The sequence below is a fragment of the Adhaeribacter swui genome, assembly GCF_014217805.1.
Classification (GTDB): Bacteria; Bacteroidota; Bacteroidia; order Cytophagales; family Hymenobacteraceae; genus Adhaeribacter; species Adhaeribacter swui.
Genome location: NZ_CP055156.1, coordinates 4,586,537 through 4,601,293, shown reverse-complemented (window position 1 = coordinate 4,601,293; position 14,757 = coordinate 4,586,537). Strand labels below are relative to the sequence as shown.

Annotated in this window: 8 protein-coding genes; 5 read left to right on the top strand and 3 right to left on the bottom strand. The window is 45.0% G+C overall.

Annotated features, from left to right (window positions below):
• Positions 1-25: 25 nt before the first annotated feature.
• From treZ to HUW51_RS19155, 3 genes are all read left to right on the top strand, one after another.
• Positions 26-1,864: a malto-oligosyltrehalose trehalohydrolase gene (gene treZ, locus HUW51_RS19165; protein ID WP_185271242.1), complete on the top strand. Its 1,839-nt coding sequence runs from the start codon at positions 26-28 to the stop codon at positions 1,862-1,864.
• Positions 1,865-2,130: 266 nt separating this feature from the next.
• Positions 2,131-6,354 (top strand): malto-oligosyltrehalose synthase, encoded by a 4,224-nt coding sequence (gene treY, locus HUW51_RS19160; RefSeq protein ID WP_185271241.1) that lies wholly within the window; start codon positions 2,131-2,133, stop codon positions 6,352-6,354.
• A gap of 421 nt (positions 6,355-6,775) precedes the next feature.
• The gene (locus HUW51_RS19155) at positions 6,776-7,747 is read left to right on the top strand and encodes an SMP-30/gluconolactonase/LRE family protein (RefSeq protein WP_185271240.1); all 972 of its coding nucleotides are present in this window, start codon (positions 6,776-6,778) and stop codon (positions 7,745-7,747) included.
• A gap of 76 nt (positions 7,748-7,823) precedes the next feature.
• Here the strand turns inward: HUW51_RS19155 and HUW51_RS19150 are convergent, their stop codons facing one another.
• On the bottom strand, positions 7,824-8,816 hold the full coding sequence (locus tag HUW51_RS19150; RefSeq protein WP_185271239.1) for a hypothetical protein: 993 nt from the start codon (positions 8,814-8,816) through the stop codon (positions 7,824-7,826).
• Positions 8,773-9,390: an RNA polymerase sigma factor gene (locus HUW51_RS19145; RefSeq protein WP_185271238.1), complete on the bottom strand. Its 618-nt coding sequence runs from the start codon at positions 9,388-9,390 to the stop codon at positions 8,773-8,775. The genes HUW51_RS19150 and HUW51_RS19145 overlap by 44 nt, the downstream gene beginning before the upstream one ends.
• Positions 9,391-9,671: 281 nt before the next feature.
• Between HUW51_RS19145 and HUW51_RS19140 the strand changes: the two genes are divergently transcribed.
• Both HUW51_RS19140 and HUW51_RS19135 read left to right on the top strand, forming a co-directional pair.
• The gene (locus tag HUW51_RS19140; protein WP_185271237.1) at positions 9,672-10,964 is read left to right on the top strand and encodes an amidohydrolase family protein; all 1,293 of its coding nucleotides are present in this window, start codon (positions 9,672-9,674) and stop codon (positions 10,962-10,964) included.
• Between the two features lie 547 nt (positions 10,965-11,511).
• On the top strand, positions 11,512-13,107 hold the full coding sequence (locus tag HUW51_RS19135) for a sensor histidine kinase (protein ID WP_185271236.1): 1,596 nt from the start codon (positions 11,512-11,514) through the stop codon (positions 13,105-13,107).
• A gap of 66 nt (positions 13,108-13,173) precedes the next feature.
• Here HUW51_RS19135 and HUW51_RS19130 read toward each other — a convergent pair whose 3' ends face one another.
• Positions 13,174-14,496, bottom strand: a complete 1,323-nt coding sequence (locus HUW51_RS19130; RefSeq protein ID WP_185271235.1) for an acetylxylan esterase — start codon at positions 14,494-14,496, stop codon at positions 13,174-13,176.
• Positions 14,497-14,757: the final 261 nt, after the last annotated feature.

The window sequence follows — 14,757 nt, the reverse complement described above, 5'->3', positions numbered from 1 at the left end:
CTATGGACTAGGAACTATCCATAAAATGAACGCAATATCTACCAATAAACGCTCATTGGGCGTTAACTTTACTCCTACCGGCGAAGCTTCCGTAGTGCTGTGGGCACCGCTTTTAGAAAGCGCCGACATCCGGGTGGCAGGTAAAAATAAAATACCGTTAAAAAAACAAGAATTTGGTTACTGGCAACTTACCACTACAGAGTTACAACCCGGCGACCAATATAAATTTGTCCTGAACAACGAGCAAGAGTTTCCGGACCCTGCTTCTTTATCGCAACTCGACGGCGTACACGGCAATTCCGAAGCTATAAATATTTCGGATTTTAACTGGACGGATAGCAACTGGAACAACCTGCCCTTAGCGGATTATATTTTATACGAACTGCACACCGGCACTTTCAGCCCAGAAGGTACTTTTGCCGGAATAGCCGAAAAACTGGATTACCTGAAATCGCTGGGAGTTAATGCCATTGAAATTATGCCAATTGCGCAATTCCCGGGTTCGCGTAACTGGGGCTACGATGGCGTTTTTCCGTATGCGGTACAAAATTCCTACGGCGGTGCCTGCGGTTTACAAACCCTGGTAGATCTTTGCCACCAGAAAGGTATTGCCGTGGTGCTGGATGTAGTATATAACCACATGGGTCCGGAGGGCAATTACCTGGGCGCTTATGGCCCGTACTTTACCGATAAATACAATACACCTTGGGGCAACGCTATTAACTTTGATGATGCCTGGTGCGACGGCGTGCGGCAATATTTCGCCGAGAACGTGCTGATGTGGTTCCGTGATTTTCACGTGGATGCCTTACGCCTAGATGCGGTGCACGCCATTAAAGATTTCAGTGCGGTACATATTCTGCGCGAAATTAAAATGCACGTAAACCAGCTCATGAAAGAAACCGGCCGCACGCACCACTTAATTGTAGAGCTGGATTTAAACGATCCTAAATTCATTAACCCCCTGGAAGAACAAGGCTTTGGGATGGATGCCCAATGGATTGATGAGTTTCACCATGCTTTGCGGGTAACTGCCACCGGCGAACGTACCGGCTATTATTCTGATTTTACCAGCATTAGTCATTTAGCCAAATCCTACCAGGACGCCTACGTTTACGATGGCCAGTATTCGCCCCACCGTTTTAAAAAGTTTGGTTTAAAAGCTCAGAACAACCCGGGTCAGCAGTTTATTGTGTTCTCGCAAAACCACGACCAGGTGGGCAACCGCATGTTGGGCGAACGTACCAGCCAATTGGTGAGTTTGGAAATGCAGAAGCTTATGGCGGGTGCCGTGTTGGTGAGTCCGTTTTTGCCGATGTTGTTTATGGGTGAAGAATTTGCGGAGCCGCACCCGTTTCTGTACTTCGTGAGCCACACCGATCCGGATTTAGTGGAAGCCGTACGCAAAGGCCGCAAAGCTGAATTCGCGGCTTTTCACGCCCTCGGCGAAGCGCCCGATCCGCAATCCGAAGAAACGTTTACTCAGTCGAAGCTGCAATGGGAGATCCTGAACCAGGAACCGCACCAAACCATGCTGCGGTACTACCAGGCATTGATTCAGTTGCGACAAAATACGCCGGCTTTAAAAAATTTAAACCGCCAAAACCTGGATGTGGTGAGCAACGAAGAAACCAAAACCTTGCTGCTGCACCGCTGGCACGAGAATCAGCACGTGTTATGTATCATGAATTTTACGCAGGAGGTACAACCGGTTACGCTCCCAACCTACGCCGATAACTGGCAAAAACTGTTTGATTCGGCCAGTCTGGAATGGAACGGACAAGCCGCCGCCCCAGATGCCATCTCCAGCGGAATTCCCGTTAATCTACAACCCGAGTCGCTGGTGATTTATCAGAACAGTTGACCCTTCCGCCTACGGCACCTTCCCTAAAAACAGGGAAGGAGATGCGGTTACTGGAGCAAATTAGAGGTAATGCTTATTTAAGCGTTAGAAAATTTTTAAAATTTGATTCAGCACACAATAGCATTTAGTTGACTAATTACCCAAAGTCAATTCTCATATAAAACAAATATCATATTAGTAATCAACTATTCTCAACGCCAAAAGCCGCATCTCCTCCCCTGTCTTTAGGGGAGGTGCCGCAGGCGGAGGGGTAAAATTTTAAAAAAATGCATAATCCTGTAGCTACTTACCGACTACAATTTCATAAAGAATTTACTTTTGCCGATTTTGAAGGTATTATTTCGTACCTGCAGAAACTGGGGGTAAGCACCATTTACGCTTCCCCGGTTCTGGAAGCGACACCCGGCAGTACGCATGGCTACGATGGCGTAAATCCGTACCACGTTAATCCGGAGATCGGCACCGAAGAGCAACTCCGGACCTTAAGCAAAAATTTAAAAGAACAAGGAATCAGTTGGCTGCAAGACATTGTGCCGAACCACATGGCTTTTCACTCGCATAACCCTTGGCTCATGGACGTGCTGGAAAAAGGCCCCCAATCGGCTTACGCCAAGTTCTTTGATATTACCCAGAACAGCGACACCATGAAAGGCCGCCTGATGGTGCCTTTTTTAGGCGCACCGCTGGAACAAGTGATTCAGAACAAAGAATTAAAAGTAGCCTACTCCGAAGAGCAACAACGTTTTGTGTTGCAGTACTACGACAGCGCTTACCCGCTGGGCTACCATTCCTACGAAACCATATTAACTTCCGGCGAACCTACACAGGCCATTCAGCAAGTTTTGGCCACGGTAGAACAACTGCATCAAACCGAAGATGCAACGGCTTATACGGCGGCGTTTTCGGATTTTCAGCAACAACTGGCCGGGCTCATGAAAAACGAAGCAGTAAAAGCTTCGGTGGAAAAATCGCTGGCCGAAATCAATAATAACCCGGAAAAACTGGCCCAAATTGCCGATGAGCAAGCCTACCGTTTATGCCATTGGCAGGAAACGGACCAGCACATTAACTACCGCCGTTTTTTCACGGTAAACGGGCTTATCTGTTTAAACATTCAGGATCCGGAAGTTTTCCAGACGTATCACCAGTACATTCAGGCTTTACGCGAAGAAGGTATTTTCCAGGGTTTACGCATCGACCACATCGACGGCCTGTACGACCCTACCGGGTATTTAGAGCAACTGCGGCAATCTACCGGCGAAGAAACCTACCTGATCGTGGAGAAAATTCTGGAACCCGGCGAAGACATTCCAAAAAACTGGCCCATCCAGGGTAACACCGGTTACGACTTTTTATCGCTGGTTAATAATTTGTTTACCCAGAAAAGCAGCGAAAAAGCTTTTACCGATTTTTACCACCAGTTGGTAGGTGAAGGTGCCGAAGTGCAGGAGCAAATTCACGAGAAAAAAGCCTATATCCTGGAGCATCACATGGCCGGCGAACTGGAAAACTTATACCAGTTATTCCGGGATTTAAACCTGCAGGATGATCCTGATTTAGAAGGTAAAAATGCCGAAATTTTAAAAAAAGTCATTGGCGAGTTTCTGGTGCAATGCCCGGTGTACCGTTTCTACGGCAATCAATTCCCGTTAAGCGAGGAAGAAGCCGCCGAATTGAGTAAGGTTTTTGAGCGCATCCGGAAAGGCAAATCCGAATTAAGTCCGGCGGTGGATATTCTGGAAAAGGTACTTTTGAATAAGCCGCAACAAGGCGATGAGGCTTACAACCAACGGGCGCAGCAATTCTACCAGCGCTGGATGCAGTTTAGCGGTCCGCTTATGGCGAAAGGCGTGGAAGATACGCTTATGTACACCTACAACCGCTTCGTGGGCCACAACGAAGTAGGCGATTCCCCGGAAGCTTTTGGGCACACCCCGGAAGAGTTTCACGCGCGCATGCAGGACCGGCAGAAGAACTGGCCTTTAACCATTAACGCTACCTCCACCCACGATACTAAACGCGGCGAAGACGTTCGCGCCCGCTTAAACGTGCTCACCGATTTACCCGAAGAATGGCTCCAGAAAGTGCAGGAATGGCAACAACTGACGCAGGACTTAATTAAAGAACATAAACCCGATGTAAACGATGCGTACTTTATCTTCCAGACTTTAGTGGGTGCCTACCCCATTCTGGCGGAAGAAGAAGCCAGCTTTGCGGACCGTTTACAAGAATATTTACAAAAAGCTTTACGCGAAGCCAAAATTAACTCCAACTGGACTACACCCGCTGAAGATTATGAACAAGCTACCAAAGATTTCGCGGTGGCTTTGCTGGATAAGCAATCTGGTTTCTGGCAGAGTTTTGAGCCGTTTTTTAAAAAAGTAGCCGATTTCGGGATTGTAAACTCGCTGGCTCAGGTACTGTTAAAATTTACCTGTCCCGGCATTCCCGATACGTACCAGGGAACCGAGTTGTGGGATCTAAGTCTCGTTGATCCCGACAACCGTCGGCCCGTGGATTATGAGCAACGCCTGAACTACCTCGAAGAACTCGATGCGTACGACCTGAACAAACAAGAAGCGCTCTGGACCGATTTATGGCAAAACCGCAACGATGCCCGCCTGAAACTCTGGCTTACCCGCAACTTGTTGCTGGAGCGTCGCAACAACGCCGATTTGTTTGCCAAAGGCAAGTACATACCTCTGGAAGTAACCGGTGAATATAAGGCTCACGTTTTTGCCTTTGCCCGCCAGCATTTGCGCACCTGGTACGTAGTAGCCGTGCCATTGCACTTAGCCGCCATCAGCTCCGGCGAAACGGTAGATTTATCTGCCATTGATTGGAAAGACACTAAAATTGTATTGCCGAAAGATGCTCCCGCCGATTGGCAAAACATGTTGCTCCGGACTTCGGGTAAATACGCCCACGAACTTCTGGTGCAGGATTTATTTAGCGTGTTGCCGGTATCGCTTTTAAAATTACAAGCCGTTAACGAACGTGGGGCTGGTATTTTGCTGCATATTACTTCGCTGCCGTCGCCGTTCGGTATTGGTGATTTAGGTCCTGAAGCGCGTAACTTTGCCAATGTCCTGAACCGAAGCAAGCAAAAATACTGGCAGTTGCTGCCGCTTAATCCTATTGAACAAGGTCAGGGTTATTCGCCATATTCTTCTATTTCGAGTAGAGCCGGTAATCCTTTGCTGATTAGTCCGGAGTTGCTGGCGAAAGAAGGATTGCTCCCGGATGTAGATCTGCAACAATACCACTTACCGCAAACCGGGTCGGTAGATTACCAGGAAGCACAACGCGTAAAAGATGAAATTCTGGACCTGGCCTGGCAAAATTTTAAAAATAATGATTTCCCGACTTTGCAGCGGCAGTTTCTGGATTATTGCCTCACCGAAGCTGCCTGGCTCGATGATTTTGCCTTGTACATGGTATTAAAAGCGCAAAATGGTGGTTCGGCCTGGTTCCAGTGGCCGGAGCAATTTAAGCAACGCGAACTGCAAGCCCTGGCCGATTTAACGGAGCAAAACCAGGAAACACTCGACAAAATTAAATGGGTACAGTTTATTTTCGCTAAACAATGGAAACGCCTGCGCACCTATTGCAATAACCGCGGCATCCAACTGTTCGGCGATATGCCTTTCTACATTTCCTACGACTCCGTAGATGTGTGGAGTAATCCTGAAATTTTTGCCGTGGATGAAGCAGGGAACATGACGGGCGTAGCCGGGGTTCCACCCGATGCTTTCAGCGACGATGGCCAGTTGTGGGGCATGCCTGTATTTCGTTGGGATGTTTTAAAAGAACGCGATTACGACTGGTGGGTAGGCCGCTTGCGCAAAAACATGGAGTTGTACGATCTGGTTCGGCTGGATCATTTCCGGGCTTTTGCCGATTACTGGGAAGTACCGGCCGGCGAAACTACCGCCCGCAATGGCGTGTGGCAACCCGGCCCGGGCGCTGATTTCTTTACCTACATGGAAAAAGAATTAGGCAGTTTGCCATTCGTGGCCGAAGACTTAGGCGAGATCAATGACCTGGTTTTAAAATTACGCGACGACTTTAACTTGCCAGGCATGAAAATACTGCAGTTTGCTTTCGGCGACGAAATGCCACAGAACGATTACATTCCGCACAACTACGCCCGTAACTTTATTGCCTACACCGGCACCCACGACAACAACACCGTGCTAGGCTGGTACCGCCAAGAAGGCCACAAGTACCATCAGCAAATCGAACACTATGTGGGCCGCGACCTGACTGAAGATGATATGTACTGGGTGATGAGCCGTTTAGCTTATGCTTCAGTGGCAAAAACTGCCATTCTGCCCCTGCAGGATTTGCTGGGCATCGACGAGCAAGGCCGCATGAATACGCCTGGCCAGGGCGAAGGAAACTGGGGCTGGCGCCTGTTACCCGGCCAGCTCACCCAAGAAGCAGAAAACGTCCTGAAAGAATGGACTTACCTCTATAACCGAACCTAGAATTAGAAATTTTTAAAAAGCCGCTTTTCTCCGTTAAAGGAAAGCGGCTTTTTTGTTGGTTTATATTAACGTGAGTTCGAGATAAGCCATTCTGCCTCATTTACGTTATCCTGGAAGGATCTAATCGACAGCCTATTAGTTAAATTCTTCCATGATTACTTAAATAGAAAGAAACTGACACTTACCTAAATACAAGTCACGGAAGTAAATCCGCGCCATAGTGAAAATGTTGGTTTATATTAGGATTACCCATACTACGGATTGAAAATCGGAAATCTTCTGGCTTTTTACTTGGAATCTTTTTAAGCCTTCAATAAAACCTGTCGCTTGTAATACAAATAGTTCATGCACAAATATTTTAAAATTACATACCTTTTAGCTTTATTGCGAAGTTAAAACAATCAGCCGCTAAACTTTTTGCATGAAACTAACCTTTAAATCAACTTTAGGCCTGTTGGGTACTTCGTTGGCAATAAGTTCTTTTATTATTTTTAATCCGGTTTATAAACCGGCTAACGGCAACACGGCAACTTCTTCCGGCACAACTACTACGGCCGATTCGGTAAACCATAAACTGTTTGCCCCCGGCGCCCAGGTTGAATTAATTGCCAAACAATTTAAGTTCACGGAAGGTCCTGCCGCCGATAAACAAGGCAACGTTTTTTTCACGGATCAACCGAACGATAAAATCTGGAAATACAGCACCGATGGGCAGCTAACTTTATTTATGGATAAAACTGGCCGCTCCAATGGCATGTACTTCGATAAAAAAGGCAACCTGCTTTCCTGCGCCGACGAGAATAATCAGATTTGGGCTATTAGTCCGGATAAAAAAGTAACGGTGCTCCTGAAAGATTTAGATGGAAAAAAGTTTAACGGCCCTAACGATTTGTGGGTGCACCCCAAAACCGGCACCATTTACTTTACCGATCCGTTTTACCCGCGCGATTACTGGACCCGCAAAACCCCTGAACTAGCCAAGCAAAACGTTTACTACTTACCTCAAGGCAAGCAAGAACCCGTTCTGGCCGATGATAACCTGGAACAACCCAACGGCATTATTGGCTCTGCGGATGGTAAAACCTTGTTCGTTGCCGACATTAAAGCCAATAAAACCTACAAATACCAGATAGCCCCGGATGGCAAATTAACTAACCGCCAATTATTCGTTGAACAAGGTTCCGACGGCATGACCCTGGACAGCCAAGGTAATTTGTATTTATGTGGCAAAGGAGTGACGGTATATTCCCCCGCTGGTCAAAAATTAGTACATATTCCCGTACCTGCCGGCTGGACGGCCAACGCTACTTTCGGCGGCAAAGATCGCAATATGCTTTTTATAACGGCCATGGAAGGCGTTTACAAACTACCAATGTTGGTGAAAGGCATCTAATTTAAAATTAAACATAAAAAAAGCGCTCGAGTTTTAAGTTTCCCGAGCGCTTTTTTTATAGTAAATTTTTAAATTTTTACCTTAACCGAAGCTTTAGGTGATTTCCCTTTTGGTCGTCGATGGCGATGAGAATATCCTGGCCTTGGCGGGTAATTTTAATATCGTCGGGGGTAAGTGGTAAAGCCGGATGGTCGCGGATAATAACTTCTTTAATTTGCGCATCGGTCATATTTTTAAAATCAGGAGTATTGGAGCCCGGGTTAAATTTCTTTTGCTCCCGGATGCGGGTGTGGCGTTTTCCGTCTTTTAATAGCAGGTCAAAGTTTTGATTACCCACCGGAACTTCGGGTAGTTTAGTTGTAACCAGGCGCTGACCATTGTCATCTTTTTTAATGGCAATATCCAGGTTGGTTAATCCTTGCTGTTTCAATTTGGCTTCTACGGCTTTCTTCAAATCAGCATCCGAAATGTTGGTTACATCCATTTCGATTTTCAGCATGTTTTCCAGGGCAGCTTCGTACAAAGGCTGTGAAGTTTTATGCGTAATTGGTAAAATTTTTAAATTTTGAATACCAATTAACTGTTGTAAACTTTGCTGGTAAGCTTGCAATTGATCTTTTTTTAAAGCAGGTAATGTAACCGTGTACTCCAAAACTAGGTTGCCATTGATATTTCTGCTTTCGGCCAGTAATTGTTCTTCTTTTAACCAAGGTAAGCCCGAAATAGCATTAATGGTGGCTTTATCCTGGGCATTTACCTGCCAGGTAAGCACCGATGCCACGGGCTCGTTTACTTCTACAGGGTAATTACAAGCGCCTACCATCGTAATAAAAAAAAGCACGGTATAAGCTACACGTACCGATGAACCAAATAAAAACAAACGTAACCAATGCGGCCACGAAATTACAGTGGCACCGACAGTTCGGGGCTGATTTTGGCGCACCCAAACAGCGGTTTTATTAAAAGTATCAGCGTAGTCGGTTTCCTGTAAAGTTTTAAAATAAGCGTCCATATCGGGTTCGGGTTTAGCGGCGGCCGGTGAAAAGGGCTGCCATTTTTTCGATTTCATGGGTAATTTCTTTAGTAGGGTTAATAATTTTTTCTTTGTTTTTTTCGGCCGTCAGAATTAAGTCTTTTAGCTTTTGGCGGGTGCGGCTTAACCGCGATTTTATGGCTGATAAACTTTTCTCTTCCTGAATTTCGGCAATATCCGCTATGGTAAAATCGCCCAGTTCAAAAAGCAGTAAAGCGGCTCGTTCTTTCGGCCGAAGTTTAGCTAGCGCTTCCAGCAAACGGGTGCGGCGCTCGTTGGTGGGCTCCTCTGTCCCCGGAAAAATAACGGGAAAGTCCGGCTGATCATTTTCTAATTCGAATGTATGATTGGTACTCTCCAGGGGCAGAAAACACCGCCAGAATTTTTGCCGGCACTGGCGGTAAAAGGCGCGGGTAATAATCTGGAAAAACCAGGCTTTAAATCGGGTGGGGTCGCGCAAACCCGGTAGCTTTTCCAGAGCCAATACCAGTGCCTGCTGCAACAAATCCTGGGCATCGTTCGGCTCGCGACACAAGGCGCGGCAATACTGCAAAGCACTGCGGTAATGCGGTTGCAGCAGGTTTAAAAATTCATCCGGAGTCTGGGGCATATTGCTTGCATGTTTAATTTGCTACTAAGAGCCAAAGCCATCAGGTAAGTCGCAGAATTTACAAAATTTTTTAAAATTTTGCTTTGGACTAATACCCGAATAATCTGGTTTTTCATTAAAGCTTTAGAAATTGAAAGAGCAATCCGGCTTGTTGATTTGATAAAAATTTCCCTTCGGAAGAAAGCTGATTAATCTGGTTTAGCTCCTAATTTTAAAAATTTAAAAATTCAGCTTTTCAATAATTCCCTGCTTATATTGCCAAACGCCTTTATTTTTAATAAATGAAAAAGTTTATTCTAGTCCTGGCTTTACTGGCCGGCAGCTTGACCAACTACGCGCAAAAAAGTACCGCTGGCTTTTATTTAATTAAAGCCGGCAAAATGTATGATGCTGAAACTAATACCTTTGTTACCGACCAGGAAATTTTAATTTCGGGTAATACTATTCAAGCAGTAGGCCCACGCCTGAAAGTACCCAAGAACGCCCAAATTCTGGATGCCCACAACGCTACTGTTACACCTGGCTTAATAGACGCGCACACGCATTTACTGTTTAAGCAAAAACAAAACGAAGGCCTGGAGGTAGGGTCTAAAATTCCGGAGGCGAAGCGGTTGCAGCAAGGCCAACAATTTGCCGATGCATTATTACGTACCGGCTTTACTACCCTCCGGGATTTGGGCAACTCTGGCCAATACCTCGATCAGGAATTACAAAAACAGTTAGCCCAGGACAAAAAGCCTACGCCCCGCCTCTACTTATCGGGTCCTATTTTGAGTCCACCGGGCGGGCAATTTTTTAAATTACCACCCGCCGACAGCTTTATAATTAAACAGGAATATTTAATTATAAAGAATAAAAAAGATGCATACCAGGCCGTGACTCAACAAGCCCAAAAAAAGGTGAACGTAATAAAAGTTTGTCTGGATACCGATTACCGCCAGATGGGTGCCGAAGAAATAAATGCCATTGTTGCCGCCGCCAAAGAAAAAAAATTACCGGTAACCGCCCATTCCACTTCCGATAAAACTGCCCGCTTGGCCGTACTAGCCGGTGTAAACGGTATCGAACACGGCTATAGCTTATCCGATAGCACCATTATGCTCATGGGCCAGCGTGGGGTTTACCTGGTTCCCACGGATGTGTCGCGGGAAAAAGCCATGCTGCTGGTAGCTGGCATTGGTCTGAAAGGAAAAGAAGCCGAAGATGCAGCTAATAACTTTTTACAAACGAACCACGACCGGATTAAAAAAGCGCGGCAATATAAAGTAATGCTGGTGGCCGGTTCTGATTTTTACTTCGATATGCCCAACCTTACCCGCGCCGAAGGCTCGAAGGATGTGTTAGTCGCTTACCTGGAAGCCGGATTAACCCCGGCCGAAGTATTGCAAACCGCCACCATAAACGCTGCCAAAGCCATAGGCAATGCTAATAAAACAGGAATTTTAAAAAAAGGCATGGCCGCCGATCTGGTAATCTTTAACGGCGATCTGGAGAAAAACTTTACCCAGGCGCTCAACGATGTGCAACTAATAATAAAAGACGGCCAAGTGGTTAAACCAGAAAATAAAGAATAAAGCATTCAACCTCTCGACTTAGTATTCCGCAGTATTTCGATTTTAGCCAATAATGATCTATTAAACCGGATACAGTTATTTTAAATTATTCTTTTTAACGTGAGTTCGAGAAAAGAAAAGAATACAGGGCTATTCATTCTTCAGAATGACCAAAATGAATAAGGAAAACCTAAAATGTACTTGCGTCGAACTCACGTTTTTTAAATAAAACCCACTTAGTTTTTAAATTTTTTATCCTGTTCGGTGTCTACGGCTGGTAGTATGGTAAATACAGAATTATTGAATCAACTTGCCCCGGGGTGCAGGTTAATTTTTAAAAATTCTAATTATTCTGAAGTATTTTACCGCGATTACAACAAAATATTGCTTGTTTAGCGGTAAACAGAAAAGATTTTCCGTTAAAAACGTATTTCCGAAGGAAAATAGTAGATTTATAAATACTACCCTGCCCCAGGTTGGACTAGTGTGGCCGGAAGATAACCGGTAATACGCTTTTCCATTCCTGAATTAGAATATTTATCACCTATGATATAGGTTCGTTCATTTTATGGAAGCAACTAAAATTGCCTTACAAAACCGATTACAATTACTTTCCATAATTTTAGCCTGGTTTGCCCTTGTTATTGCTGTTCTTAGTTTAACCGGTTGGTTTTTCCAGATAGAGTCCCTACGCAGTTCGTTTGGCGCAGCCGGCACCATGAAAGTAAATACCGCGTTATGTATTTTGGGCTGTAGTCTGTCCATTATAAGTTTACGACTCAAAAGAACCGGTATAACCCGCTTGCTGGCTATCCTGGTATTTCTGATCTGCCAAATTTCTATCTTGGAATATTTTTTAAACCAGAATTTAGGTATCGATCAGTTATTTTATACTGATGTAGTAACTGACCCCACCCTGGAACCGCCGGGCCGAATGTCGCTCCTGTCGGCTTGTAATATATATATTATAACTTTGGCGTTGGTAGCATTTACTTACCAGCGGTACGGTTTAGCCCAATTACTAGTAGCCTTCTTTTTTATTTTAACTTATGCCTCTTTTTTGGGCCATTTATACGGTATCACTCAGTTTTACCAGTTTGGGCGCTTTTCTACCATTGCGGGTCATACGGCTTTGGCTTTATTACTTTTAAACTTAAGTATACTGCTTTATTGCTCCGAGTCGGGTTGGATGAAAATATTTTCGAGTCCGTACATGGGGGGCAAGCTGGCCCGGACATCTTTTGGCTACTTTTTGCTAACCGTTCCGATTTTAATGGGATTTTACCTTTACGGATTAAACCAATGGAACTTTACACCTACCTCCAGCTTGGTTAGCTCCTTTCTGGTAATCTGTTTAATTACCCTGCCGATTGCTCATATTTTTCTAAACCGTTTGGATAAACTGGATGCGATTTTGCAAAAAACAAACAGTAATTTAAAACAAACCAACGCCGATTTAGCGGTACGCAACCAAGAGCTTACCAACATTAATCAAAGCCTCGATGATATTGTGTACATGGCGAGCCACGATTTAAAAGGCCCCATCAATAACCTGGAAGCTATTTTCCGGGAATTAAATGTGCTGATTAAGTCGCAATTGCCACCCGAAGATCAACAGCTAATTTTTTTTGGAGCCAATTCAGTTAATAATTTAAAAAAAACTATTCAGGATTTAACCCAGATCATACAATCGCAACAAATAGATACCCAGGAACCTGAGCGTATTCAGCTGGTACCGCTACTCACCGAAATTCAGGATGAATTACAATCTGAGATAAATGAATCGGCAGCTACTTTTTATTTAAATTTACAAACCGAATATGTTTTTTTCTCGCGCATCCACCTGCGCAGCATCTTTAGCAATTTAATTTCGAATGCCTTAAAATACCGCTCCCCCGAGCGAGCCCCCGAAATAAACATCAGCGCCGAACCTGTGCCGGGCGGCGTGCAATTGCGGATTGCAGATAACGGACTTGGATTAACTGAAGTGCAGCAAGCTAAATTATTTACGCTTTTTAAACGGTTTCATAACCACGTAGCAGGTAGCGGCATTGGCCTGTATTTAATAAAACGCACCATCGAGAACTACGGCGGGCAAATAGCGGTAACCAGTACAATAAATACCGGCACCGCTTTTACTATTTTTCTGCCGCAGCAAACTTAATTTTTAAATTTTGCCGCAATTTTAAAATCCTGATTTTATCTGGGGTTTTAAAATCTCGTTTTGAGTTTATTTTTTCTGCAATTTAGAATACAGCCAGGGATTGGTTTTCTCGTATTGCTCCGGGTAAGTCCAGTGGCCAGTTTCCAGGGCTAAGTACAATTCTTTGGGAGCCGTTATAACGTTATAGGCCGCGTACATGGAAGTGGGCGGACAGGTTTCGTCGTTAAAACCCCAGGAGTAATAGCCGGGCACTTTTACCAGCCGGGCAAAGTTTACCACATCGTAATACTTCGAGGTTTCAATTTTATCTTTTTTGCCGTTAAAGGTATAATTGTCTTTACTGAATAAATGCGGCCAACCGCCGGCGCGTTCGTGCAAATAACCGGTTAAATCGCTCAGGGCAGGATAATAAGCTACCAAATACTTCACGCGATTATCAAGGGCAGCGGTTACAATACTTAAAGCGCCCCCTTGGCTGCCCCCAGTCACGGCTAAGTTTTGCCCATCGAACTGCGGTAAGCTAAAAATAAAATCGTTGGCGCGCACGCAACCCAAATACACCCGTTTGTAATAATACTGGTCTTTATCATCGAGGCCGTGGGTCCAGTAATTACGCAGGGCACCGGCCATCAGATTGGTATACACACTCGGCTCCATAGTTACCGGTACCCCATGAATGCCAATTTCAAAAGTGATAAATCCTTTTTCGGCACCGGCAATATCGCCATTATACGGCCGGGCGCCTGCGCCGGGCACTTTTAAAATGGCCGGGTATTTTCCTTCTTTTTTAGGTACGCACAAGATACCGTACAGCCGGGTATTTAGGGCATAATTCTGTAGGTTTACGTGGTACACATTCACGGTTTCGGTGCAACGCTCGGGTAGTAAAGTCAGGCGGGCATCCAGGGGTATTTTAGCGGCCTCAGTTTTGGCTTTGTCCCAGAATGCCTGAAAATCGGCGGGTACGGTGGTGGTGGGTTCAATTTTTAAAGGCTCAAACCCGGCGGTTGCCAAACCTACATATTCTTTACCGTCTACGGTAGCGGTAGCGGTGCAGCGCAGAAAGCCGGGCTTTTTCATGGTTCCGGCTACTACTTCTTTGGTACCATTGGCCAGGGTTAGCGTTTCGGTTTTAGTAGCGGGCATTTTTTCAGGCATTACTTCGTACTTAAGCCGGGCACTTTTTAAAGGATTGCCGTTTTGCAATACGGTAATGGTAAATTTAACCGGCTCCCCGGTTTTGTACTGCCAGTTGCTGTGGTCGGGCGCCACCACCACTTTTATCATTTTTTCGGTAGGCTGGGCATGAGCCCCGGCGTACCCGATCAGCAACCAACAAAAAAGAAAAATTTTAAAAAAAGAACGCGAATAAGGTAAGGTTTTTAACATGTAAAGTAGCGGGTTTAAAAGTTTAAGCTTGAATTGGCAAAATTTTTTCTTTAGGATTCCGAAGAGATTTCCAGCGGTAAAAGATTACAACTTTCAGAAACAATTAAAAATAATTTTTAAAATTTCTTTTCGGGCAAGAGTAAACCCGGCGGAGACTACCAAAATTAAAAAATCAAATTTTGCTATTTAATAAACCCGTTTGCCAACAAGACTTTAGCGGAACTGCCAGAATTTGTTTTATTATAAGAAACATCCCGGAAA